16 protein-coding genes are annotated in these 26,300 nt (G+C 44.9%); 7 read left to right on the top strand and 9 right to left on the bottom strand.

The annotated features are described in order from the left end of the window. Nucleotide 1: 1 nt before the first annotated feature. Both KG118_RS05815 and KG118_RS05810 read right to left on the bottom strand, forming a co-directional pair. On the bottom strand, nucleotides 2-337 hold the full coding sequence (locus tag KG118_RS05815) for a hypothetical protein (protein ID WP_009122412.1): 336 nt from the start codon (nucleotides 335-337) through the stop codon (nucleotides 2-4). A 2-nt stretch (nucleotides 338-339) separates the two neighbouring features. After that, nucleotides 340-876, bottom strand: a complete 537-nt coding sequence (locus tag KG118_RS05810) for a nitroreductase family protein (RefSeq protein WP_117711462.1) — start codon at nucleotides 874-876, stop codon at nucleotides 340-342. 79 nt (nucleotides 877-955) lie between these two features. On the opposite strand from KG118_RS05810, the gene KG118_RS05805 reads away from it, so the two are divergent. Continuing rightward, complete coding sequence (locus KG118_RS05805; RefSeq protein WP_117711326.1) at nucleotides 956-1,939, top strand: GNAT family N-acetyltransferase; 984 nt, start codon at nucleotides 956-958, stop codon at nucleotides 1,937-1,939. A 4-nt stretch (nucleotides 1,940-1,943) separates the two neighbouring features. Here KG118_RS05805 and KG118_RS05800 read toward each other — a convergent pair whose 3' ends face one another. The 7 genes from KG118_RS05800 to KG118_RS05770 all read right to left on the bottom strand — a co-directional run bounded on the left by KG118_RS05800 (nucleotide 1,944) and on the right by KG118_RS05770 (nucleotide 15,803). Beyond that, nucleotides 1,944-4,004, bottom strand: a complete 2,061-nt coding sequence (locus KG118_RS05800) for an alpha-amylase family glycosyl hydrolase (RefSeq protein ID WP_117711325.1) — start codon at nucleotides 4,002-4,004, stop codon at nucleotides 1,944-1,946. Between the two features lie 198 nt (nucleotides 4,005-4,202). Next, nucleotides 4,203-5,717 (bottom strand): Outer membrane protein SusF domain-containing protein, encoded by a 1,515-nt coding sequence (locus KG118_RS05795; RefSeq protein WP_117711461.1) that lies wholly within the window; start codon nucleotides 5,715-5,717, stop codon nucleotides 4,203-4,205. Between the two features lie 27 nt (nucleotides 5,718-5,744). Next, nucleotides 5,745-6,908 carry a SusF/SusE family outer membrane protein gene (locus KG118_RS05790; RefSeq protein WP_117711324.1) on the bottom strand — a complete coding sequence of 388 codons (1,164 nt, stop codon included), beginning with the start codon at nucleotides 6,906-6,908 and terminating at the stop codon, nucleotides 5,745-5,747. A gap of 32 nt (nucleotides 6,909-6,940) precedes the next feature. After that, nucleotides 6,941-8,542 carry a RagB/SusD family nutrient uptake outer membrane protein gene (locus KG118_RS05785; RefSeq protein ID WP_117711323.1) on the bottom strand — a complete coding sequence of 534 codons (1,602 nt, stop codon included), beginning with the start codon at nucleotides 8,540-8,542 and terminating at the stop codon, nucleotides 6,941-6,943. A gap of 18 nt (nucleotides 8,543-8,560) precedes the next feature. Continuing rightward, nucleotides 8,561-11,620, bottom strand: a complete 3,060-nt coding sequence (locus KG118_RS05780; protein WP_117711322.1) for a SusC/RagA family TonB-linked outer membrane protein — start codon at nucleotides 11,618-11,620, stop codon at nucleotides 8,561-8,563. Nucleotides 11,621-12,130: 510 nt separating this feature from the next. Further along, nucleotides 12,131-14,611, bottom strand: coding sequence for a glycoside hydrolase family 2 TIM barrel-domain containing protein (locus tag KG118_RS05775; RefSeq protein ID WP_117711320.1), 2,481 nt, complete (start codon nucleotides 14,609-14,611; stop codon nucleotides 12,131-12,133). A gap of 22 nt (nucleotides 14,612-14,633) precedes the next feature. Beyond that, entirely contained in the window at nucleotides 14,634-15,803 is a 1,170-nt protein-coding gene (locus tag KG118_RS05770) for a glycoside hydrolase family 53 protein (protein ID WP_117711319.1), read from the bottom strand. A gap of 254 nt (nucleotides 15,804-16,057) precedes the next feature. Between KG118_RS05770 and KG118_RS05765 the strand changes: the two genes are divergently transcribed. Genes KG118_RS05765 through KG118_RS05740 form a run of 6 tightly spaced genes read left to right on the top strand, consistent with a single transcriptional unit; the run spans nucleotide 16,058 to nucleotide 26,282 of the window. Beyond that, nucleotides 16,058-17,065, top strand: a complete 1,008-nt coding sequence (locus tag KG118_RS05765; protein ID WP_117711318.1) for a LacI family DNA-binding transcriptional regulator — start codon at nucleotides 16,058-16,060, stop codon at nucleotides 17,063-17,065. 54 nt (nucleotides 17,066-17,119) lie between these two features. After that, nucleotides 17,120-18,490, top strand: a complete 1,371-nt coding sequence (locus KG118_RS05760) for an SLC45 family MFS transporter (protein WP_117711317.1) — start codon at nucleotides 17,120-17,122, stop codon at nucleotides 18,488-18,490. A gap of 21 nt (nucleotides 18,491-18,511) precedes the next feature. Then, the gene (locus KG118_RS05755) at nucleotides 18,512-20,830 is read left to right on the top strand and encodes a family 65 glycosyl hydrolase domain-containing protein (RefSeq protein ID WP_117711316.1); all 2,319 of its coding nucleotides are present in this window, start codon (nucleotides 18,512-18,514) and stop codon (nucleotides 20,828-20,830) included. 9 nt (nucleotides 20,831-20,839) lie between these two features. Next, the gene (locus KG118_RS05750) at nucleotides 20,840-21,892 is read left to right on the top strand and encodes an efflux RND transporter periplasmic adaptor subunit (RefSeq protein ID WP_117711315.1); all 1,053 of its coding nucleotides are present in this window, start codon (nucleotides 20,840-20,842) and stop codon (nucleotides 21,890-21,892) included. 43 nt (nucleotides 21,893-21,935) lie between these two features. Beyond that, complete coding sequence (locus KG118_RS05745) at nucleotides 21,936-24,968, top strand: efflux RND transporter permease subunit (RefSeq protein ID WP_117711314.1); 3,033 nt, start codon at nucleotides 21,936-21,938, stop codon at nucleotides 24,966-24,968. A gap of 39 nt (nucleotides 24,969-25,007) precedes the next feature. After that, nucleotides 25,008-26,282 (top strand): TolC family protein, encoded by a 1,275-nt coding sequence (locus KG118_RS05740; protein ID WP_213388380.1) that lies wholly within the window; start codon nucleotides 25,008-25,010, stop codon nucleotides 26,280-26,282. The last annotated feature ends 18 nt before the right edge of the window (nucleotides 26,283-26,300 follow it).

Genomic DNA, 26,300 nt, shown 5'->3' with positions numbered 1-26,300 from the left:
CCTATCTTGTAGATACCAAATATAAAATACCGCCTACAACCAACAACGCTACCGGTAACAAGTAAGCGGACATTGTACCAAGCAGGGCTGTTATCAACCCGAAGTTCAATATCAGCCACAAACCTATCAGCACCAATCCTACCGATTTATCGTGTTTGAATAACAAGAAGATGATTGCCGTATACAACAAAAAATTATCCCTATTCATCACCCACGACAAGCCCAATGTAGAAAAGTGCAGCAGCTTATCTACCAAATAAAGCACACCGAACACAATCAGCGTGATAGCTGTAGCCTTGTATGTATCTTTATTATTATTTGCTTTTGCCGCACTCACTGTTACTTTCCTCCATATTTATTAAGGTGAATCTTCTCCCATTGCAGGTTGTCCTCATTGAAAGGCTTGCGTTCCATTCCTTTATGACCTATGGCTATGATACTGAGAGCTTGCAACTGCAAGGGAATATCAAGAACATCATGCACATATTCGTTAGAAGACATTCCGGACGCTGTAAAACGTTCCCGAAGTTGCACCCAGCAACTTCCCAACCCCATATCTTCCGCCTGAAGTTGCAAGTAAATGGAAGCGATAGAAGCATCTTCTATCCAAACATCGCTTGCCAACGGATCGGCAGTGACAACCACGGCCAATGCCGCATCTGCAATGAATTGTGAAGCCTGTTCTTTACAGAAAGATAGTTTTTTCAGTGTTTCCCTATCGTCTACCACGATAAACTGCCATGCATTGCTACGTTTGGAAGTAGGTGCCATCAGTGCAGCTTTCATCAATGTAACCACCTGTTCCTGCGTCAATTCTTCTGCTGTAAACTTCCGCATACTGCGGCGGGACTTTATCAATTCACTAAAACTTTCCATATATGTATATCGTTTAGAAATGAATACTTTGTTGTTAAGCAATGCAAAGATACAAGATTATTTTTTTAAATTTGCAGCAATGCCTTTGAAACTGACTACATATTACCGAGGGAGTCAAGTTCCCAAACTGCCGGGAACCAACACATTCCATTCCACAGAATTGTTTCACATCTATGAAGCAACTCCGGGATACACCCCTTTGCTTATTGTAGCGTCAGAAGGAGGAGTGCCCGTAGCCAAACTACTTGCCGCCATACGAAAAAGCGTACGTCTGTTTCCACCCGCCATCATCAAGCGATGTGAAGTATACGGTACAGGAGAATATTTTGATGAAACGATTGACAAAGAAACTATTTTCAGCGATATGTTGCAACGACTTACGGACGAGGCCCTGCGTGAAGCATTCCTCATAGAGTTCCGTAATCTGGACAATTCACTATCCGGCTATAAAGTATTCCGCAAGAACCGCTATTTTGCTGTTAATTGGCTACGTGTCCGCAACTCTCTGCACAACGTGGAACGGGCAGAGGTGCGTTTCAGTCCTTCACGTATCCGCCAAATAAAGAAAGGAGTAAAGAACGGAGCAAAAGTCAAAGAAGCACACACCACAGAGGAAATCCATGCTTTTGCCAAGATGCTACACCACAATTACTCCGCCAAAATACGACGACATTTTCCCAGTATGGACTTTTTCCAACAGTTGGAGAAACAAATGACACATAGCCAACAGAGCCGTATTTTCATTGTCACCTATAAAGACAAGATTATCGGTGGAAGCGCCTGCATCTATTCTGATGACAGTGCATACCTTTGGTTCTCCGGTGGTATGCGTAAAACCTATGCCCTGCAATATCCCGGAATTCTTGCCGTCTGGCAAGCATTACGAGATGCAAAAGAACGCGGTTACCGCCATTTGGAATTTATGGACGTAGGGTTGCCATTCCGCCGGCATGGCTATCGTGAGTTTGTACTCCGTTTCGGTGGAAAACAAATCAGCACCCGTCGCTGGTTTCGATTCCGATGGGAATGGCTGAACAGGGTGCTGATAAAGATATACGAATAAATAGCTACTGAGCTATTTTAAATATGACAGACGAATATTCACCTAATTTGATGGTCACTTTATCCCCCTCTTTCACCCATGCTTTGCCAGAGACACCGACGGCTTTTTCAATATTATCCGCTAAGGATAACTCAGTTGGAGTACTACCAAAATTATGTAAAACCAGCATTTTCTCATCCCCTTTTGTTCTATACCAAGCTGCAATATTATTATACTTCGCATTACTCTCGTTATATATGGCATGGCTACTCATTATTCCTTCTGCCATTGCAGAATAAGTATTACGAAGTTTCGTAAAAACAAGATACGTGTTCAACAGAGAATTTTTATCCTCCTGTTGTTCCACAACCGACTTCACACTCGACTTACTGATACCATTCATATACTCTGTAGTAGTATTATCCCCCCATTGCATCGGTTCACGCACATGCTGGTCACCATTACCTTCCTTCGTAATACCATAGAAACCCAATTCTTCACCATAATAGATATAAGGTGCTCCCGCAGCAGTCAGCAACACAGCGGCAGCCAGTTTCTCTTTAGCTTCCGATCTATCAAACTTTAAACCAGCACGATCTTCATCATGATTGGAAAGTTTGGTAGCCTCTATATAGTTTTCACGATTGGCTTGATACAGTTGCTGATAATTCAATATATCTTTAGCAAAATAACGTCCTGTACTATTATTAATCGCCCACTCCAACCGATACCAAAAACTAAATTCAAACAAAGCAGGAAGCCCTTTGTAATACGGAGCAACTACTTCAGCATCGGAAAGTACCTCACCTACCATATAAAGTTCATCCGTCTTGCCTTCTCCTTTATAATAAGTATTCAATTCATCATAAAACTTCTTTAGAAAAACAGGATTCTCATCGGACTTATCATTATGATAGATATGCTTTACCGCATCCAAACGAAAGCCATCAACTCCACGGTCTATCCAACCTTTAGCAGCATCTGTCACTTTTCGGAATACGGGAGATGTTTCCAAAGTCTCTGCTTTACCATAATTAAGATCGGCAAATGAAGCTGTATAAAAATGTGAATGATATTTCCACATATCCATATCCGAAAACATAATATTGGCAGCGATACTACTATTCAGTATAAAAGTCTTTCCTAAGGTCAGCCTGACATCCTCAGAAACCGCACCGTATTTAGTGCCTGCAGGCCAGTTCGGATTATTTGACGTACGGATCAAAAAGCCCCAGTTAGATGTAAAATCCACTGTAAGCTCATAGATACCATTTCCCTTATCAAAGAATTTCTTACATATATCTTTACCAAACCAAATGAATTTGTCATTTTCCGTATCTGCAGCTGTATTTTCACTTATATCTGCTGTGTTTCCCTGAATCACAGTGACGGTCGGTTTAGACGGGTTACTCCAATCCAATAGGAATTTATAGCAGGCTTTTACTTCATCTCCGGAGACTGAAAACCATTCGGCGGCATTATATCCTCCCGCATTTTCACTGGAAATCATATCAATCTTGCCCTCCTTAATATCAACAGCCGGGGCTTGCGAAAATATATAATAGTTCCGATATTCATTATCTACCGAAGTCTTAGCTTGCTGAAACCACGGATGTTCTATACTCGTATGATTCAATACATAGTCCAAATAAACTTTGATATTGCGTTTGTGAGCTTCAGCAATCAGGCGGTCAAAATCATCATCCGTACCGAATTTAGGGTTTATTTTGGTATAATCCGTCACATCATAGCCATGATAAGAAGGAGACGGATGAATTGGTGACAGCCAAACAGCCTTCACACCCAAAGAGTCTATATAGTCTAATTTAGAAATCACCCCATTAATATCACCATATTTATCACCATCACTGTCAGCAAAGGAATACACCAATATTTGATAAGATATATCTGCACGTTTTGTTCCATCCCAATTGTCTGGTGCAACCTCAACTGAAGTATAGCCCTCCGGAATCCCATCCGGTATCGGGTCAGGTTCAGGTGCCACTCCGTTGTCATCGCTACAAGCAATCAGACAACTCATCAATGTACAAAGCAATAAATAAGAAATAGACTTCATAATTTTCATATTATCAGATTTTTATCTGATAACAAATGTATGAAAAGCATAGACTTATCTTTCACAAATAAGACAAGATAACATAAAATGAGTACGGAAACGTTTGCATAACCAAACAACTACATACCAAAAACTGCCCGACACATATTAATGTGCCGGGCAGTACTAGTTCAGATTTTAATTACTCTCAAAAGAGATTTACATACATTATTCCACCGTTTGGAATACCACCTCACCGGTAATATCATTAAAAAATACATTGTATTTTCCATTCGGTACTGTAAAGTTCTTACCGTCTGCAGTACGCAAAGTCAGATAGTTTTTATCGGCAATTGTCACATTTTCTACCGGAGCTCCCCAAGCAATACTCCAGTCGTGATTAGCACGTAACTTCAATTCACCGTCCTTACCCGGTTCAAAATTCGCAATATACCAGTTGTGCGGTGTTACCATTTCCAAGTCTTTCTCCGTACCATTCTCAGCATCCCAACCATTAAACTCACCAATCAAACTTATATTATTGTAAGTGACCGGAGTCTGATTGCTCTGTTTTGTCCAAACATAAGTATTCGTAGAAAAGTCAACTTCCAGTTTATAAAGTACATCCGCTTCCGGGCAGGCTATTGCTCCGGCACTGACTGATACTAAATTGCCCGAAACCGCCTTATCACCATTTGTAGTCGTACCATAACAATTATCCCAGTTCCCAAAATCAGCACCCAACCATATTTTCACATTCGTTGATCCGCTGGCATTAGCAAAATTCGTAATATATGCATACTTCTTATCACCTTGTGGATAAAACATATATTTTGCATTCTCAGCATCCCATGACGTAACGTCGCCTACCAAAAAGTATTCAGGCATAATTTTCTTGATTTCATACGTATATTCCATCATATCCAACGTAATACGATACATACCGGGGTCGGCAATCTTACCAGCCTTGCAATCCTTATTAATCAGGTTACCGCTCATTGCATCATCACCGTCAATAACAACTCCTACATCTCCCGGCATATTACCCAAATTACCACTATTAATATTATCTATCGGTATTATCTTCCAATATTGATTGGCCTCGGTTGTAGTGAAAATCAAAGTAAACTTGGAATCAACATATACATCTTGGTCACTGTGAGTAAACTTACCTTTCTCTGTTACTTCTTTCCAACCGTCATTGTTCTCATCCACCTTAAACATATTACCAATCATGTAATATGCTTCCGCAATTACCGGAGCCTCAGGAATCAGTTTGATAACAAACTTTTCCGACTTCCCCATAACAGTCTGTTTATTTACTTCTTGATACTCAAAAACATAAGCATCAAATGAGCGTTCCACCGGCCGCTTGTTAAAAGCTGTTTCCACTAAACTTTGAAGTTCATCTACCTTTACCTCCCCTGCCTCATTTAGCTTGAATTTCTGATTGGCAAGAGTTCCGTCAGTAGCGGTATACTTCATATCCAGCACATAGCTAAGTTTTACACCCTCTCCCACTTTCGTCGGAGTGAAAGAACAAACTTTTACCATAGTAGTACCTTCCGCTAAATTACCCAAATCTATCGCCGTCTCCGAAGCAGGCGTTGCACTAAAAGAAACTGTTGCGGCAGCATCTTCAGGGTCATTGGTCTGATAACCTGCAATTCCTTCATTGAAGTCTTCGTTGCAGGCTACCAGTGCGGTAGCCAGCAAGAAGGAATATAATGATTTTAGTTTCATAAATTTCATTTTTTCAATTTAACAACATTAATCTTCTTTTATCTCAAAGAAATAATAGCATCGGTCAACATCATTGAGTACCACGCGATACTTACCGGCTTGTACCGGAATTTTATTGTCCGTCTTCAATCCGTAGGGGAAAGTATCTCCACCACAATTATCCGTACCAGCAGCATCTGTACGGAACAAGGCTTCACCGTCCGACGTAAATTCGACATCCCCATACCAGATGTGTTTTACAGAAGTATTTTGAGTTAATGTAAGTACTCCGTCGCTACCCCAATTGTTGAAGTCGCCCACAAGTTCCCAGTTTGTAAATTCAGCGGGAGCATCACCTTCGTAAGGTTTCACTTCAATCTTAGCATTTGCAGATCCCGTAGTACTATTAAAAGATACCGTATAGTAGCCATTTGTAGAAATGGATATGGCAGCCGGGTCAGGAGTCCCATCGTCCGGACGGTAACTTACTCCCCATTGTGGAGTCCATTGTCCCGGTGTCTTGACAAACTTCAACTGGTCACCACAGAAATAACCAGTATAAGTAAATTCACCTTCACCTGTAGTAGCGTCATATTTGGCATCTTTCTTCAATGCCATAGGAATAATTTTTTCACCTTCCGCACCAGCATTATTATCCCAAGAACCAACAGCCGTACCTACCATATACCATATCTGCGGAAGCGTCTCGGACACATAGCAAGGATAAACTTTCACTTTAATGGAATTGGAATAGCAAGGTTGGTCCGCCATCGAAGAAAGATAAGCCTTGATTCGTATATATATATCCATTACCTCTTCAGGAACATCCGTTGCTTTCTTCCAGCCTTTCAGCAATCCGATAGCCTTGGCAACTCCTTTGGCACTGGCTTCAATATCTACCGTAGTAGAAATATCCTCCACAGAACCGTATGTAGCCTTTGCATCCGTCGTAGCATCATTCCATTTGTCATCCAAAGACACTTGCACCTGATAATTTACCGTAGCGGTATATCCGTAATCCGGTTGTTCTTTCACACTGAAATACATTTTATCAGACTGTTCCAATGCAATCGGATTATTAGCATTGACAGATTCGTAAAGTGTAAATCCTTCCGGCATCTTTACGGTAGGATTGGAGTCACGGTCGCTTTCGCAAGCCGCGAGCAACAGCAATCCTGTACACAACGAAGCCAATATATTTATTTTTTTCATATTCTTTCTTATTAAGACATTAAACTTTTAGATTAATAACCCGGATTCTGTTTCAAATTCGGATTAGCATTCAAGTCATTGACAGGTATCGGATAGAGATTACGATATTCGGGGAAAGAAGTACCACTCATGGAGCCGCCTTTCCAATCCCAATTATACTCGCTCTGACCTGCAAACTTTCCGAAACGAATCAAATCCATACGGCGACGGCCTTCGAAGTAGAACTCACGTGCCCACTCGTCACAAATTTGCTCAAGCGTATATGCATCCTTTTCTTCCGCATTTGCTCTTTTCCGCAATTCATTGATTGCATCCGCTGCTTTTTCCGGAGTAACCGTACCTCCCGCACCTCTGGTCACAGCTTCCGCATAAGTCAGATAAGCTTCTGCTGCACGCATGAACGGAACATCCATATCCGGGAAAGCACTGTCTGATGTTTGGCCACCATCGGCACGAACATTTGTGAACTTAGCGCAAGAGAAACCTTCTGCAAAGTCTTTATTCTTACCGGTAGACACCGTACGGCCTTTACCGAAAAGCAAAGCACGATCATCTTTAGCTGCAACCGTCATTGCCACCTCATCCACTAAAGGAGCAGATGCAGTGTTCGGGAAGAATTTGGCAACCAACGTTTCACAACAACGAGGACCTTTCCACTCTTCCGTACTTCCGTAGTTATTCATATCTTTCTTGTGCGTACCGGCAATAAGGAAGTGAGAAACACCCCAGCTGCGGGTTTTTCCACCATCCTGCAAGATAGGAAGAATAACTTCATTAGGAGCCAAGTTATTAGGATTGCCGTCTACCGCTCCACCGTTGTCTGCCATAAATAAATGCTTATAAGGCTTACAAAGCGAGTATTGAGACTTCATCACTTTCTCTGCATAAGTTGCAGCTTCCGTCCACTTGGCAGTACCGGTATAAACTTCTGCATTCAAATACATACGCGCAAGGAGCAGCCATGCAGCCGCCTTATCCACGCGTCCGTAGGTGTTTGTCTTAGGCTCTTTCAAGTTAGGTTCAGCCTTTTTAATCAATTCATCTTCAATATAGGCAAACAACTCGGCGCGCTTCATCTGTTGAGGATAAACATCATATTCAACCGTTTCACTAAAAGGAACGTTGCCAAACAAGTCCATCAGATAGAAATAGTTGAGCGCACGCATAAAACGTACTTCCGCACGCATCACCTTTTCTTCATCGCTTGCCTCATCGGAAGTATTTTCCAAGAACCAGTTACAAAGAGTTATGTCAAAATTCAGTCTATAATAAGCTCCGGTAGTGATTTCATTGGAAGCTCCCCATGTGTAACTAATCAGAGAAGGCAGACCGGGGTCATTCCATCCGGCTACGATAGCCTCATCAGTCACCAATTCGTTGGCACACCAAGTCATGCGGTAAAATGCAGATGTACCTTCATCAATATCATCCACGTCACCATCACCATCGGCTCCCTTTTGTCCAGTCAGCCCCAAAGTGGCATAAACTTTATTAAAGACCGCATCTCTGTCAAAATCCATTTTCGTACTCGGGTCAATGGGAGTTACATCCAAATCATTGATACACGAGTGAAGTCCCAACGTCAATGCTAACGCAGCAACAGGTACTAATGATTTTAAATATTTGAAGTTCATAATTATCAGTTTTAAAGATTAAAAGTTAAGGCTTAAACCCAAGAGGGAAACTAAAGGACGAGGATAGATACTATTGTCTATACCACCATTAATTTCCGGATCCAGTCCTTTATAGTCTGTAATGGTAAATACGTTCTGTACGGTAGCGTATACACGTCCGGATATGTTTTTACCGAACAATTTGTCAAAGCTGTAGCCCAATGTAATGTTATCACACTTCAGGAAAGAAGCATTCTGTACATAGTAGTCGGACATATAATAATTACCGACACCCTGGAAATTGTTTGCCAACACCATTTTGGGACGATTGCTCAAGGCATCAAACGAGTATATCACAGTCGATTTACAATTGGAGTTGCCTGCTTCCACATCATTATAAACATAGTTATTGAAACTTGCACGTAGAGAAAAGTTAAAGTCCCAATTCTTATAAATCAGTTTGGAAGTCAATCCCATAAGCACATCTGCCGTCGGTTTCTTATAGAAGTAACGGTCTTTATCATTGATGATACCGTCACCATTACGGTCAACATATTCATTTTCCAACGGTTTTCCATCCTCGCCATACACCTGCTGGTATACGTAGAATGAGGAAGCCGCATGTCCCACAGCATGAGCTTGGATTGTATTACCCGTACCGGAAGAGATACCGCCGGTAGGAACATAATAACCTTCACTGTCACCGGAAGTCAGTTTGGTGATTTCATTCTTATTATAAGTGATGTTGTATCCCAATTCCCAACGCCAATCTCTTTCCTGAATCACTTTGGCATTTACGGAAAACTCAACACCACTGTTTTCCAAAGAACCGATATTAGAGAGCACTTTGTTCTTGAAGTTTGTACCTGCTGCCACATATACGCTGTTTATCAAGTCATCAGTCTTGCGGAAGTAGTAATCAACAGACCCGGTGAAACGTCCATTGAGGAAACCGAAGTCCACCCCTGCATTATAAGTAGTAGTCTCTTCCCATTTCAGGTCGGGATTGTAAGCGCCCGGACGGTAAGTGATACCGTTACCCACGATAGGATAATAAGCGTAGTCCTTATTCTGGATATAAGTAGCCAATGTAGGATAGTCGCTACCGATATTCTGCTGACCGGTAATACCATATCCCAAGCGGAGCTTCAAATCAGACAGCCACTCTACATCCTTCAAGAAGCCTTCTTCCTTCAGTTTCCAACCGAAAGCGAATGACGGGAACAAAGACCAACGGTTATCCTTGCTGAAACGTGAAGAGCCGTCGTAACGCACAGTAGCAGTAAACAAGTATTTATCCAGTAAAGTATAGTTGGCGCGACCAAAGAAAGAAACCAAGAAATTTTCCGTAGCCCACTCATTTACTGTAGGCGAGTAAGCCTTCCCTGCCATGCTTTCTCCTGTAGCTTTATCTACCACGGTAGTGGTGGAAGGATACAAGCCGGCATAATAACTATTGCCTTTGCGGTGGAAGTGCTGCCATTCATAACCGCCCATTACATCAAAATGATGCTTTTCATTAAAGTCTTTTGAATACTGAGCATACATATTCAAAGAAAGATTGTACTTATCCGTCTCATCAAAACCTGTATTACCATAGTAGTTGTTTTGAGCGGAATACGGACTCCAGCTCGTTTCTTGTTTACCGGTAGACAAATCCATACCTCCACTTACATGCAGACGCAGATCTTCCAGTCCGTGCACTTTGTAGTCCAATTCCAAATTACCGACCAACGCCTTAGATGTAGCACGGTCGTCCTTCTGGTTCAATGAAGCTACCGGATTGTAGGCAGCTTGCGAGTTCTTATAATAGTTCCACTCGCTGTCACCCAAAGTGTTTTTACCTTTATCATCAAATGCTGAAATATACCATTGAGAATAACCGCCGAAATACTTCTGGTGGATTTCATTGTCAGAATAAATAGGCTGGGTGGGGTCATAGGAAGCCGCAGTGCCGATTACACTTCCGTCAGCATAACGATTCTTGGCATACATACCTTTCAAGTTTGCATTCACCTTTAAATGGTCTTGCAAAAAAGAAGGAGCAATATTGACAGATGCCGTATAGCGCTCGAAGTTTGAAGTCTTGACAACACCATTCTGGTTGGTATAGCCGAAAGATACACGATAAGGCATATTCTTTAAACCACCCGAAATTGTAAGATTATGATCCGTACTTACTGCCATACGGTAGATTTCATCCTGCCAGTCCGTATTGGCGGTACCCAGCTTGCGGTAAGCATCATTGTCCTTACCTTCCCAGATTTCCTCTACAAAAGCACGAAATTCGTCACCGTCCATTACGTCAAGTGTCTTCTTTACGTTACTGAAAGAGACATTACCGTCATAAGAGACACGCGGTTTGGAACCTGCCTGACCTTTCTTAGTAGTAATGATAATAACACCGTTGGATGCGCGAGAACCGTAAATTGCCGTAGCAGAAGCATCTTTCAGTACCGTAAAACTCTCGATGTCGTTAGGATTCACCATAGACAAAGGGTTGGACAAACCTTTCACACCATTGTTATCCATAGCCAAACCGTCAATTACAATCAACGGATCATTTTCGGCAGAAAGAGAAGAACCGCCACGTACACGAATCGTAGCACTACCACCCGGAGTTCCACCATCGGATATGACGCTTACACCGGCAATCTTACCGGTCATCATATCTTGTGCATTCGTAGTCAAACCCTTGTTCAACTTATCCGGTTTAATGGCTGTTACAGAACCGGTAGCATCATTCTTTTTCACTGTACCGTAACCAATGACCACGACCTCGTTCAGCAGTTCCGCATCATCCTGCAGCGTTACTACCACCGATGAGGTTGCCGGAACTTCCTGCGTCTTATAGCCAATAAAAGACACGATCAATGTAGCTCCTCTAGGGACAGACAACGTGAAGTTACCATCCAAGTCTGTGATTGTACCGTTTGCGGTATTTCCTTTTTCTACGACATTAGCACCAATCACACCACCTAAGGCATCTTTCACATGCCCTCTCACTGTGATGTTCTGTGCATAAACGCCAACTGACAAGAATAACCCTAACAATAAGGGAAGAATCGTTCGATAGATTCTAAGATTAACTTGCTTCATGCATTTAAAAATTAAAGTTAACAATATTAATTATCTATATGTATATTCAAATAACGTTTCAGTATATTAACCTTATTACAGAACGTACTTCAAATACTTTATTATGATACAACAAATGTATGCCATATTATCGAGTAAAAAATAAAGATGTGATAAAAAGTGCAGCAAGAAGAGTGCAAACGATTGCATCACATTTTCGGTCTCCGACTGTGGGATTAGCGAACAAAAACAAAACGGCAACTGTTACAGGGAGCTGATGGAAAAACCAACAGCATAGTAGGAAAAGTTAGTATACACCATAGAAAATGCTACTCGGAACGATATAAAACTTCGTTTTCCAATTGGGGGCTCTACGGTTGCCAATTGCGGGCTGTCAGGCACACAGTTGGCAACCGTAGAGCCCCCAATTGGAAAACGAAGTTTTGCATGAGGCAAAAGCACAAAACAGATAAGAGAAAGAGACAAAAAGCACAAAGGACAGCTTGTTTATGCACAAGGCATAGAGCCCAATCAGTGCTTTGTGCCGGCAGATAATACGATTCTTCCTGTCCGCAAACCCTTTGCCTTCGCTTCAAAAACAATCTCACCTGATTGCTCACCGCTTTGCACAATCGCCGTCAGCTGTCCGCTGAAGGCAGGCATTTCAGGCAGATGGAAAAGGTCGAGACTGGTGGCATCGCCATTGGCAGCGGCGCGATAACGCCCCGCCCCTTTTACAGAGAAAGATACAAGACGATTGTCCGAAGGGCAAAGATTGCCATCCTTATCCACAATGCGGACGGTGATGTATGCCAAATCCTTACCGTTTGCAGCAAGCCGGGTACGGTCTGCCACCACTTCCAAATGATGAGGTTTGCCGGCAGTACGGATTACTTTTTCCTCTACCGACTTACCGGAAGCGTCATAGGCCACAACTTTCAGTTCTCCCGGTTCATAAGGAACGTCCATCCACATCAAGCGATAGCGACGTTGCAAAGCAAGCGAATCTTTACCCTGCAAGGCTTCACTCTCCTGTGCCGTCAATTTGCGTTGCTTTCCGTAACTCTTGCCATTAACAAACAGCTCGGCAGCAGGATAGCTGGTGTAGACAAAAACAGGCGTATTCTCTCCTTCCCTTCCCGGCCATGTCCAATGCGGAAGGATGTGCAACGTGTTTACCTTCTTGTTCCAAATGCTGCGATACAGGTAGTAACGGTCTTTTGGTATACTCGCCAAATCTATAATGCCGAATACGGAACTATGGCTGGGCCATGCATCCGTATCGTATGGAGAAGGCTCACCCAAATAGTCAAAGCCTGTCCAAACAAATTGTCCGATAGTCCAATTGTAGTCATCCGCCAAGGCAAAGTCCATATCGGGAACATTGGACCAGCTGCAGCACTCTACATCATAACCCGAACATTGATGGTCGTCATACTGCGCACCGGCACGCTTCTCCACCGGGAACTTATACACACCGCGTGAGCTGACAGTAGATGCCGTTTCCGAACCGAGAATGACGTTCTGCGGGAGTGCATTGTAAGCCTCTATATAACGATGAGCACGGTAATTAAGCCCGGGTACGTCTATCATAGCAGCAAAACCGTTTTCCAAAACACAGGATACCTGATCCATCCCGCACGTAACAAGACGTGTAGGGTCTTCCCGATGACAGATGTCCTGCAAGAAAGAAGCCACTTTATATCCTTCGGGACTGCATTGCGTAGGCACTTCATTGCCAATGCTCCACATTACCACACTTGCATTATTACGGTAATGACGCAACATATTCACCATATCCCGTTCCGCCCATTCATTGAAGTAGCGGTGGTAACCGTTTTCGCATTTGGCAATGTCCCATTCGTCAAAAGGCTCTATCATCATCATAAAGCCCATTTCATCACAAAGTTCCACTAACTCGGGAGCGGGCATATTGTGCGAAGTACGGACAGCGTCGCAACCCATATCTTTCAATAGCGTAAGTTGGTGGCGAAGGGCAGCCACATTAACGGCAGCACCCAGCGGACCTAAGTCATGATGATTGCAAACGCCCTGAAACTTCCGGTGTCTGCCATTCAGGAAGAAACCTTTATCCGCCACAATCTCTATGCTACGGATACCGAAACGGGTGGTATATTCATCCACTTGCTTACCGTCCGCATATATTTTAGAAAATGCCTTATATAAATAAGGTGTCTCCGGCGACCATAAGGCGGGAGTATCTATCAGGAAATTCTGTTCAAAGGGTTGGCCGTGGTTTATCTTACGGGTATTGTCTTTTACGGCAACCACCTTGCCGTCCGGCGAAATAATCTCCGTCACAATACGAATATTATCTTCTCCCGCATTGGCAACTTCGGTGCGCAGGTACACGGAAGCATATTCGGAAGATACATGCGGAGTGGTGAGTTGCGTTCCCCACACCGGAACATGTATACGTTCTGTTGTCACCACATGAACATTACGATACAGCCCCGCACCGGGATACCAACGGGAGGATTGCGGCTTATTCTCCAGACGGACAGCCAACACATTATTCTTACCGTCCGCATTAAGCAGTTCCGTAACGTCGCAGTGAAAAGAGTTGTAACCAAACGGCCAGAAACAGGCTTCTTTTCCATTGACATAGACGCGGGCTTCACTCATTGCCCCGTCAAACACCAAAGCTGTCTGTTTACCGGCAGGGACATCAAACTTTGTGCGATACCAGCCAATACCCACATAAGGAAGTCCTCCGGTACGCCCCGTCTTAACGGATGCCTTTTCCTCAAAATTCTGTGCAACGGCAACATTCTGCAAATCATGGTTGCGGTCGAAAGGTCCGAAAATGGCCCAATCATGCGGCACGGTAACCGTCTCCCACTTACTGTCGTCAAACTTCGGTTCTACAGCGTTCACTATATCCCCTTTAGTAAATCTCCAGTTCTTTTCAAGCAAATATTCCGAACGCTGAGCTACTGCCGGCAAAGAGAGAAGCAGACTCAGTAAAACAAGACTTATTAGTTTCTTCATGGAATCAGTATTTTAATATTTCTCACTCTTTGAAAGCATCCATTATTATTGTTGGTTTTCCGTCGTCCGTAAAAGCTCCCAGACGATATTGTCCGGGCTTACATTCCGGTTCCCAGTAAAAGACGCCTTTACAACGACCGTCAGTATTGTTGCGGCACTCTTCTATAATACGACTTAATTGTTCCTTACCTTCCTTTAGTACAGAGTCATTTGCCAAGTTACCCTGATCGTCGGCACATTCCATACCGGTTTCCACTACCATTACGTCACAATCATATCTCTTACTTACACTCTTGATATTAGCAATGCAGTCCGTTATGGTTTTGGCGGCTGTATATTCAGGATGCTCCATCCGGGTCCAATACGGATAAAGTGACATACCTATCATATCCCACTTACCGCCATTCTTTTTCAACTCGTCAAAAAACCAAGTATACAATTCATTATCGTAACCGTTATCCAAATGAACTATAACGATGGCATCTTCAAATACCTCCTTTACCGCATCATAACCGACATTGATGAATGCTGCCAGATTGGATGTATTCTTGTAATATTTGATTGCCGTAGAAGTGCTTCCGGAATCTTTCACATCACACTCCCTAATGTTATAGGAAGCACCGCTCAAAGCGGCATCCTCATCCCACAACATACCCGGACGTATCTCATTACCTACTTGTACCCATTTAGGGGTAATCCCCTTCAACTTCAACGCACTAAGTACATCACGAGTATGCTCGCCAACTGCCTTCTTCAAGTCTGTCAAATTCATGTTTTTCCAAGCTGCCGGCTTATGCTGTTGTCCGGGATCTGCCCACCAATCGCTATAATGGAAATCTATCATCACATCCATGCCAAGCTCTTTGGCACGTTGAGCTTTTATCAACATATCGGCTTTATTGCACCAATTATCGTGTTTCTGAGGGTTCACCCATACACGCAAACGCACGGCATTCAGTCCCAGTTCTTTCATCAGAGCGGTACATTCACGCTGCTCTCCGGACGCATTATAAAACTTATGCCCTTTAACTTCCAATTCCGTTATCCAACTGATATCCGCACCTTTAGCAAACACCTCGGAAGGTGAAGGCTCCGGAGTAGAGCCTGAAGATGACTTTGTTTCTCCTCCGCCACAGGCAAGGCAAAAAAAAGTAAATACTATTAAAGACACAAATGCACTTATGTTTCTCATAATTCAACTGATTAGATTATTTATCGCTGACAAATATAAAAAAATAGAACACAAAGCAAGAGCTGCAGGTTTACTTTAACTTTGTCAAATCGTATGCAATCGTTTGCACTGTTTCATAATCCAATAACATTCAACCTGTAAGAATGTATCGTATCAATCCATTATTTTTGCATACAAAATTGTTAAAGCCTGCTTGTTTTTCTTGTCAGGCATTTCTATTTCTGTTACCTTTGGCTGAAAAAGAAACAATACTAATGAATAAACCGCAGATAACCATCAAGGACATTGCCCGTGCCTTGAATGTCTCTCCTTCCACCGTGTCGAGAGCGCTCAAGGATAATCCGGACATCAGCCGGGAGACTCGTGACCTTATCCATGCTTACGCACGCGAACATAACTACAAGCCCAATGTGCTTGCCGTCAACCTTCGTTCGAGTCGCAGCAATACGATTGGTGTGATTGTGCCGCAGCTGGTACATCATTTCTTTTCATGTGTATTGAGCGGTATTGAGACTGCGGCAGCCGAAGCCGGTTACAATATAATCGTGGCGCAAAGCAACGAATCATACGGACAGGAAGTAAAGATAGTTCATTCTTTCCTTGCTGCCCGCGTCTGTGGTGTTATCGCCTCTCTTGCCAAGAATACGGAACAATACGATCATTATCAGGAATTATTAAATAACAATATTCCAATTGTCTTCTACGACCGTATCTGTACAGGGCTGAAAACGGAACGGGTGGTTGTCGACGACTACGCCGGTTCATTTGCCGCCGTAGAGTACATGATTCAGACCGGATGCAAGCGTATCTTCTTCTACGGAGCCGACCCTCATCTTGAAATCACCAAGAACCGGCGTAACGGTTATCTGGATGCCATGAAGAAGTACAAGATTCCCGTAGACGACAGCATGATTAAGCTATGTGACAATCGCGAACGGGCCATTGCCATAACACCTGATTTGTTGGAAAGCGACAACCGTCCCGACGGTTTCTTTGCAATCAATGATGAAACGGCATCAGGTATATTGTATGCCTGTAAGCTGGTCGGATTAAAAGTTCCGGACGAGGTTTCCATCTGCGGTTTTACAGACGGAGCCATCGCCCAAAGCACCGACCCGAAATTGACGACAGTGGAGCAACACGGAGAAGAGGTCGGCAAGAGCGCCTTCAGTATCCTTACCGACAAGTTGGAAGGAAATGAAGAGAAAAGCACCAACAAGATTGTACGAACCAATCTGGTAGTCAGAGGAACAACAAAATGAAATCACAATCAACCGAATTTATCTATAAACTAATATCATAAAAAACAAAAAGCAATGAAAGTAAAACCCGATTTAAGTTTCTGGAAACTGTGGAACATCAGCTTCGGTTTTTTTGGTGTACAGATTGCGTATGCCCTGCAAAGCGCGAACATAAGCCGTATATTCTCCACTTTAGGAGCTGACCCGCACAGTTTGAGTTATTTCTGGATATTACCACCGTTGGCAGGTATCATAGTGCAACCCATCGTTGGGGCTGCCAGCGACAAGACTTGGACACGATTCGGACGTCGTATCCCCTATTTATTCATAGGTTCGCTGATTGCAGTGCTCGTAATGTGCCTTCTGCCCAATGCGGGCAGCTTCGGTATGGCGGTAAGTACGGCCATGATTTTCGGCTTGGTATCACTGATGTTTTTGGATACCTCTATCAATATGGCTATGCAACCGTTCAAGATGATGGTGGGTGACATGGTGAATGAGAAACAGAAAGGACTCGCTTACTCCATCCAGAGTTTCCTATGTAATGCCGGCAGCTTGGTGGGGTATTTGTTCCCGTTTATATTTGCATGGATAGGTATCAGCAATACGGCACCGCAAGGAGTAATTCCCGATTCTGTAATCTATTCGTTCTACATCGGAGCGGCTATTTTGATATTCTGCGTTATTTATACGACAGTCAAAGTCAAGGAAATGCCGCCTGCCGAATATGCCGAATATCATGGCATCACGGAAGAGCAGGAACATGAGAAAATCAATATGCTGAAGTTGCTGGTTAAAGCGCCGAAAGCCTTTTGGACGGTAGGACTGGTACAGTTCTTCTGTTGGTTTGCTTTTATGTTTATGTGGACATACACCAACGGCAGTATAGCTGCAAATGTTTTTGACGCTCCCACTGTGGAACACACTGTAAACGGCATCAGCAAAATAGTTCTTGACACCAAAAGTCTGCAATATCAGGAAGCCGCCAACTGGGTAGGTGTATTGTTTGCCGTACAAGCCATCGGTTCAGTGCTTTGGGCAGTCTGCATTCCCATATTCAAAGACCGCCGCTTCATCTATGCACTAAGCCTTGTATTGGGTGGTATCGGCTTCATATCCACCTATTTTGTACATAGCCAATATGTACTGTTCATATCTTTCCTGCTGATAGGTTGTGCATGGGCTGCCATGTTGGCATTACCCTTCACCATTCTGACCAACGCTCTGTCCGGCGGGCATATGGGTACCTATCTCGGACTGTTTAACGGAACAATCTGTATCCCGCAAATCGTGGCCGCAGCATTAGGAGGAAGTATCTTGGCGCTGTTTACACCGGAAGGAATGCTCCCTCCGGAAATCAATATGCTGGTAATGGCAGGTGTGATGCTCATCATCGGAGCTGTTTGTGTATATCTGATAAAAGAAACTAAGGGAGAAAAAGCATAAAGACAACAAAAAAAGACTGCCATGAAGAAATACCTTAAAACTGACGAATGGAATATTATAGAAGATAGTTTTCAAGCCGACCATATGCGATGGTCCGAAAGCATATTCAGCCTTGGAAACGGCCGTTTCGGGCAACGGGGATATTTTGAAGAACCATACAGTAGCGACAGCTATCGGGGCGCATTCGTGGCAGGTATCACATTTCTGGATAAAACCCGTGTAGGCTGGTGGAAGAACGGGTTCCCGCGATTTTACACACGTATCCCCAATGCTCCGGACTGGAGCCGCATCAGCCTGCGCCTTATTGACGAAGAGCTGGACTTGGCCCAATGGGAGGTAGACAGTTTCAACAGACGCCTTGATATGAAGGCGGGTATCTCCTACCGGGATGTGGAAGTAACTTCTCCGCGAGGCCACCAGCTCCGCCTGCACGTGGAGCATATCACAGATATGGCACATCCCAATCTCTGCCTTATAAAGTACAGCGCTACATCTATCAACTATGCCGGTAAAATATCTCTTGTACCGACCTTTAACGGTGACATCGTGAACCAAGCCGACCATTCTGATGAAAAGATATGGAATATACTTCGTTCCGGCGCCACCAGTGATTGTGCCTATCTATGGACACAAACCAGACGGGAAGATGCGCAAATATGTTACGCCATGACCTATCAGTTCTTCAAGAACAACAAAGAGACATTCGCCAACCCGATACGGATAGAGAAAGAAAAGCAAACCGGTTTCAGCGTAGGCATAGAAGTGAAACCGGGAGATACCGTAACACTCATTAAATACACAGCTATTGCATCGTCTCTTTACTATGAACGGCAGGACTTGATAGAGGAATCCGTATCCGAGGCCCGTAAAGCCAAAAGTACGGGTTGGGATGTTTTGGTACAGGAGCACCGGGAAGCCTGGCAAGAGATATGGGATGAGGCTGATGTTACGATTGAAGGAGACCCTGAAGCCCAGCAAGGCATACGCTATAATATCTTCCAACTCTACCAGACCTACCGGGGAGATGACCCACGCCTGAATATCGGTCCTAAAGGCTTCACCGGAGAAAAGTATGGCGGAAATACTTACTGGAATACCGAATTGTGCTGTGTGCCTTTCTTCCTGCTTTCTACCCCGAAAAAGATTGCCGAGAACCTGCTGATGTACCGCTATAAGCAACTGCCCAAAGCCATTGAAAATGCACGTAAGTTAGGATTCGATAATGGCGCCGCCCTATTTCCGCAAGTCACCGGCAACGGAGAAGAATGCCATAGCGAATGGGAAATCACCTTTGAAGAGATTCATCGGAACAATATGATTGTCTATGCCATCCTGCAACATTCCACTCTTACCGGTACACTGGATTATATCGCTCATTACGGATTGGAAGTAATGATAGCCGTCAGCCGCTTCTGGAGCCAGCGGGTATCTTTCTCACAACCCAAACAAAAATATGTTATCTTGGGAGTTACCGGACCCAATGAATATGAAAACAACGTGGACAACAACTGGTATACCAACTACTCTTGTATGCGTTGCCTCAGAACCACTCTCAGCTTCCTCGAAATCATCGCACGACAATATCCTGACGAATATGCCCGCATACGCCGCATCACCCAACTGAATTATGCAGAAGAGAGTGAACGTTGGCGGGATATTATCGAACGGATATATCTGCCGGAAGACCCGGAACGCGGCATTTTCATCCAAAACGACGGCTATATGGATAAGGTTCTGCAAAGCACCGATGCCATTCCCGATGGCGAGCGCCCCATCAACCAGTACTGGTCGTGGGATCGTATCTTACGTTCCTGCTACATCAAACAGAGCGATGTTCTCCTTGGTCTATACCTCTATTATTTCAACTTTGACACGGAAACCATCCGCCGCAACTTCGAATTCTACGAACCAATGACGGTGCATGAGTCTTCCCTCTCTCCGCATATCCATTCTATTCTTGCCGCACGCATCGGAAAAGTAGAGAAAGCGTATCAGCTATTCTTACACGCCACCCGCCTCGACTTGGACGACTACAACAACGAAGGAGACGAGGGACTGCATATCACCAGTATGCCGGGTAGCTGGCTGGCCATTGTACGAGGGTTTGCAGGATTGCAGATTCAGAATGACACACTTAAGATAGCACCCGTCATACCGGAGAAATGGAATAGTTATTCGTTTAAAGTGAATTACTTAGGCAATACACTGCATATACAGATAAGCAAAGAGATAAAAATCAGCCTGACCGCCGGAAGCCAACTGAACATACAGGTATATCAAAACGTTTATGAATTAAGACAAGGGTTGGATTTGACCGTCAACCTCAAAGACTTGTCTTAATCGGAATAAATGAAGAAAATGTATCTGTTCGCCTTGGCGGTGACGTTCATCATTACGTCCTGCGGGCAAAAAGAGAGGGAAGAAACCACCCTCGTTCGACCTGTGAAAACCGCTACCGTACGTTCACAGTCAGTAATTCTCAAGGATTTCTCCGGCATGGTAGAAGCGGTGGAATATGTGAAACTGGCATTTCGTGTCAGCGGACAAATCATCAATCTTCCGGTAGTGGAAGGACAAAGAGTAAGGAAAGGACAATTGATTGCCGCCATCGACCCTCGGGATATTTCCCTGCAGTATGCCGCCGACAAGGCTGCCTACGAAACCGCTGCCGCACAGGTTGAGCGCAACAAGCGGCTACTGAGCCGCCAAGCCATATCCCTGCAGGAGTACGAAATCAGTGCAGCCAATTATCAGAAAGCTAAATCCGCCTACGAGTTATCCACCAACAATATGCGAGATACGAAACTGCTCGCCCCTTTCGACGGCTCTATCGAAAAACGTCTGGTAGAGAACTATCAGCGTGTAAATTCGGGAGAAGGGATTGTACGGCTGGTAAATACACAGAAACTCCGCATAAAATTCACCGTACCCGATGATTACCTGTACCTGCTTCGTGCCAAAGACGCCACGTTCAAGGTGGAGTTCGATACTTATAAGGGTACGATATTCAATGCCAAACTGGAAGAATATCTCGATATTTCAACAGACGGTACGGGCATCCCGGTTACCATCACCATCGAAGACCCTGCTTTTGACCGTGCCGTATATGATGTGAAGCCCGGATTTACCTGTAACATCCGTCTCGCCTCGGACATCGCTCCTTTTATAGAGGAAAAGCTGATGAATGTACCGCTAAGCGCCGTATTCGGTGACAGCGAGAACAAGAACACCTACGTATGGATAGTGAAAGATAACAGAGTAAGCCGCCGCGAAGTAACCGTATATTCACCGACCGGTGAAGCCAATATTCTCATCTCCAAAGGGCTAAAACCGGATGAAACTGTTGTTATCGCCGGAGTATACCAACTCGTAGAGGGGCAGAGAGTAAAAGAGGTAGAGTAACAGCCTGTCCCCTATCACTTTATAACTTTATCACTTTTTAGATATGAACTTAGCCAAATATTCATTAGACAATACAAAGATTGTCTATTTCTTCCTTGCTGTGTTGCTCATCGGCGGCATATTCTCATTCGGTCGTTTGGGAAAGAAAGAAGACGCCCCCTTTGTCATCAAGACGGCGGTCATTATGACACGCTATCCCGGAGCCGAACCCGCTGAAGTGGAACGACTCATTACCGAACCCATCTCCCGCGAAATACAGAGTATGAGCGGAGTATACAAGATAAAGTCGGAGTCCATGTACGGACTTTCCAAGATTACGTTCGAGCTGCAGCCTTCGCTCTCCGCAGCATCTATCCCGCAAAAATGGGATGAACTGCGTCGTAAGGTTCTCAACATACAACCCCAACTGCCCGCCGGAGCTTCCGTGCCAACGGTATCGGACGACTTCGGCGATGTATTCGGCATTTATTACGGACTGGTCGGAGACGACGGTTTCTCTTATGAAGAAATGCGCAACTGGGCGGAACGTATCAAAACTCAGGTCATCACTGCCGAAGGAGTTATGAAAGTAGCCCTGTTCGGCACACAAACGGAAGTAATCAATATCTTTATCTCCGTAAACAAGTTGGCAGGGATGGGTATCGACCCCAAACAACTGGCAAGCCTGCTGCAATCGCAGAACCAGATTATCAATACGGGTGAAATCGACGCGGGCGAACAACAGCTACGCATTGTCGCCAACGGCACTTATACCACCGTCAACGACATCTGTAACCAGCTAATCACCACTCCCGGCGGTCAGGTCAAGCTGGGTGACATAGCCATTGTCGAGAAGGGCTACATGGATCCGCCCGGCACTATCATGCACGTCAACGGAAAACGGGCTATCGGCATCGGTGTCTCCACCGACCCGCAGAAGGATGTGGTAAAAACCGGCGAACTGGTAGACAAGAAACTCGCCGAACTGCTGCCTCTCATTCCCGTGGGGCTGGAATTGGAAAGCCTTTATCCCGAAAACATCATAGCCAAAGAAGCAAACAATGGTTTCATTATCAACCTGATAGAATCCATTCTGATTGTAATTGTCATCATCATGCTGGTAATGGGGATGCGTGCCGGCGTGCTCATCGGTTCTTCACTGATATTCTCCATCGGCGGTACGCTGCTTATCATGTCATTTTTGGGAGTCGGATTAAACCGTACCTCGCTGGCAGGCTTCATCATCGCCATGGGAATGCTGGTGGACAACGCCATCGTAGTGACCGACAACGCGCAAATCGCCATAGCCCGCGGTGTAAACAGACGGAAAGCGCTGATAGACGGCGCCACCAAACCGCAATGGGGACTGCTTGGAGCAACGTTTATAGCCATCTGCTCCTTCCTGCCGCTTTATCTTGCACCGTCTTCCGTTGCCGAGATTGTGAAGCCGTTATTTATCGTCTTGGCTATCTCGTTAGGATTAAGCTGGGTACTGGCATTGACGCAAACCACCACTTTCGGTAACTTCATACTGAAAGCCCGAACCGGCAACTGCAACAAAGATCCTTACGACAAGCCTTTCTACCATAAGTTCGCATCTGTCCTCAGCCTGCTGATACGCAAAAAATCGTTGACGTTGGGAAGCATGGTCGTATTGTTCATCCTCTCCCTCGTTATCATGGGACTGATGCCGCAAAACTTCTTTCCCTCACTGGACAAGCCTTATTTCCGTGCCGACGTATTCTATCCCGACGGATACGGTATCCGCGATGTAGAGAAGGAAATGAAGAAAGTGGAAGCCCATCTGCTGGAACAGCCGGAAGTGAAACGGGTTTCCGTCACCTTCGGCAGTACCCCTCTACGCTACTATCTGGCATCCACTTCCGTCGGTCCGAAACCTAACTTCGCCAACCTTCTGGTAGAAGTGACAGACAGCAAATATACCAAGGAATATGAGGAGAATCTGGACAGCTATATGAAGGAGAATTACCCCAATGCCATCACCCGCACCACACTCTTCAAACTCTCGCCTGCCGTAGATGCCGCTATCGAGATAGGCTTTATCGGCAATAACACAGATACTTTAGTGGCACTAACCAACCGAGTTCTGGAGATGATGCACCGCGACAAAGACCTTATCAATATACGCAATTCATGGGGCAACAAGATTCCCATATGGAAACCCGTATACAGCCAGGAGCGTGCGCAACCGTTAGGCGTGTCCCGCCAAAGCATGGCGCAAAGCATACAAATCGGCACCAATGGAATGACATTGGGAGAATACCGGCAAGGCGACCAAGTACTCCCTATCCTGCTGAAAGATAATACAACCGACTCATTCCGCATTAACGACCTGCGTACACTGCCCGTATTCGGGACTACGCGTGAAACCACCACACTGGAACAAGTGGTCAGTGAGTTCGACTATCAGTATAAGTTCTCCAATGTAAAGGACTACAACCGCCAAATGGTTATGATGGCACAAGCCGACCCCCGCCGGGGAGTGAACGCCATTGCCGCCTTTAACCGTGTATGGGAACAGGTGCAGAACGAAATAGACGTCCCCGAAGGATATACCATGAAGTACTTCGGCGAACAGGAAAGCCAAACCGAATCCAATGCCGCACTGGCAGCCAATATGCCGCTGACGTTTTTCCTGATGTTCGTCACCCTGCTGTTCCTGTTCAAAACCTACCGCAAACCCATTGTCATATTGCTGATGTTGCCGCTCATCTTTATCGGCATCGTATTGGGACTACTGCTATTGGGCAAGACGTTCGACTTTTTCGCCATCTTGGGCTTACTGGGACTTATCGGAATGAATATCAAGAACGCCATTGTCCTCGTAGACCAGATTGATGCGGAAACGGCTGCCGGAAAAGCGCCACGCGAAGCGGTCATCAGCGCAACGACCACCCGAATCGTTCCCGTAGCCATGGCATCGGGCACCACCATTCTGGGTATGCTGCCGTTATTATTCGACGCCATGTTCGGCGGTATGGCAGCCACTATCATGGGCGGTCTGCTGGTAGCTTCGATACTCACCCTGTTTGTGTTGCCTGTGGCCTACTGTGCGATACAGGGGATAAAAGGATGAAAGAATTTACGATTTGACTATTTACGATTTACTATTTGAATGATGAGAAAAATTATACTTATATTATCAGTAATCGGTCTCGGCATAAGTGCCGTGGCACAGGAAACGCATCTCAGCCGCGAGGCTTATCGGGACAAGGTAGAAGCATACAGCCAATTACTGAAGCAGCAACGTCTGAAAGCCGCCGCAAGCACCGAAGCCCGCAAAATAGTACAGACAGGCTTCCTGCCCAAGATAGACATTACCGCCGAAGGAACTGCCAATTTAAGTCATCTGGATGATTGGAACAGTCCTGCGGGACAATACCGTCCCTATACCTACCAGGCATTGGCTACATTAGGGCAGCCCCTTTATACAGGCGGTTCACTCATTGCCCAAAAGAGAATAGCCAAAGCCGATGAGGAACTGGATAAACTTGACATAGAACTGACCCTTGACCAAATACACTACCAGAGCGATGCTGTTTATTGGAATGCCTCGGCCGCATTGGCGACACTCGAAGCTGCCGCTCGTTTTGTAGAGATTGTCAACCGACAATACAGCATCATTCAAGACAGGTTTAACGACGGCGCTATCAGTCGTACGGACTTATTAATGATTTCCACCCGCAAGAAAGAGGCCGAGTTGCAGTTCATCAAATCCCGTCAGAACTATACCCTTGCCTTACAGCAACTCAATATTCTGATGGGAGTAAAACCGGACGCCGCAGTAGACAGCCTTTGCGAAATCAGTGCCTACTGTCCACCCGTTGATTTACTGAGTCTCAACGAAGTATTAGGACGCCGTGCGGACTATGCCGGAACCAGTGTCAGTATTGCCAAGAGCGAAGCGCAACGCAAGGCCGCCCTCAGCCAGTACAATCCCCAACTCAGTATGTTTTTAGCTACCGGATGGGATACCGGTATCGCCTATATGGGACAAGACGTACCTCATACTCCCATTGCGGGGCTCAATCTCAACATCCCCATTTTCCGATGGGGTGCACGCTTCAAGGCCAACCGCCAACAAAAAGCATATATAGGTATTCAGAAATTACAGCAAAGCTATGTAGCCGATAATATTTTGGAAGAGTTGTCTGCCGCTACCACCAAACTGACGGAAACAGAACAGCAGGTAAAGACAGCCCAAGAGAATATGGCGCTTGCCGAAGAGAATCTCGACTTGGTTACATTCTCATACAATGAAGGCAGGGCAAGCATGGTCGATGTACTTTCCGCGCAACTTTCGTGGACGCAAGCGCAAACCAACCTTATCAACGCACACCTTGCCGCGAAAATGGCAGTAGTTGAATATAGAAAGGCTATCAGTGAATAAAGGCAAGCGTAAAAAAAT

Origin of the sequence: Bacteroides propionicigenes (assembly GCF_018390535.1) — a bacterium.
GTDB classification, from domain to species: Bacteria; Bacteroidota; Bacteroidia; order Bacteroidales; family Bacteroidaceae; genus Bacteroides; species Bacteroides propionicigenes.
Note: the sequence above shows the minus strand (reverse complement) of the source record. Positions and strands in the feature narration are given on the sequence as shown.

Excerpts from the sequence above, each read along its gene's own strand:
- KG118_RS05810 (WP_117711462.1), bottom strand. The coding sequence starts at position 876 with ATGGAAAGTTTTAGTGAATTGATAAAGTCCCGCCGCAGTATGCGGAAG.
- KG118_RS05780 (WP_117711322.1), bottom strand. The coding sequence starts at position 11,620 with ATGAAGCAAGTTAATCTTAGAATCTATCGAACGATTCTTCCCTTATTG.
- KG118_RS05800 (WP_117711325.1), bottom strand. The coding sequence starts at position 4,004 with ATGAAAATTATGAAGTCTATTTCTTATTTATTGCTTTGTACATTGATG.
- KG118_RS05755 (WP_117711316.1), top strand. The coding sequence starts at position 18,512 with ATGAAGAAATACCTTAAAACTGACGAATGGAATATTATAGAAGATAGT.
- KG118_RS05785 (WP_117711323.1), bottom strand. The coding sequence starts at position 8,542 with ATGAACTTCAAATATTTAAAATCATTAGTACCTGTTGCTGCGTTAGCA.
- KG118_RS05760 (WP_117711317.1), top strand. The coding sequence starts at position 17,120 with ATGAAAGTAAAACCCGATTTAAGTTTCTGGAAACTGTGGAACATCAGC.
- KG118_RS05790 (WP_117711324.1), bottom strand. The coding sequence starts at position 6,908 with ATGAAAAAAATAAATATATTGGCTTCGTTGTGTACAGGATTGCTGTTG.
- KG118_RS05770 (WP_117711319.1), bottom strand. The coding sequence starts at position 15,803 with ATGAGAAACATAAGTGCATTTGTGTCTTTAATAGTATTTACTTTTTTT.
- KG118_RS05805 (WP_117711326.1), top strand. The coding sequence starts at position 956 with ATGCCTTTGAAACTGACTACATATTACCGAGGGAGTCAAGTTCCCAAA.
- KG118_RS05740 (WP_213388380.1), top strand. The coding sequence starts at position 25,008 with ATGATGAGAAAAATTATACTTATATTATCAGTAATCGGTCTCGGCATA.
- KG118_RS05775 (WP_117711320.1), bottom strand. The coding sequence starts at position 14,611 with ATGAAGAAACTAATAAGTCTTGTTTTACTGAGTCTGCTTCTCTCTTTG.
- KG118_RS05745 (WP_117711314.1), top strand. The coding sequence starts at position 21,936 with ATGAACTTAGCCAAATATTCATTAGACAATACAAAGATTGTCTATTTC.
- KG118_RS05750 (WP_117711315.1), top strand. The coding sequence starts at position 20,840 with ATGAAGAAAATGTATCTGTTCGCCTTGGCGGTGACGTTCATCATTACG.
- KG118_RS05795 (WP_117711461.1), bottom strand. The coding sequence starts at position 5,717 with ATGAAACTAAAATCATTATATTCCTTCTTGCTGGCTACCGCACTGGTA.
- KG118_RS05765 (WP_117711318.1), top strand. The coding sequence starts at position 16,058 with ATGAATAAACCGCAGATAACCATCAAGGACATTGCCCGTGCCTTGAAT.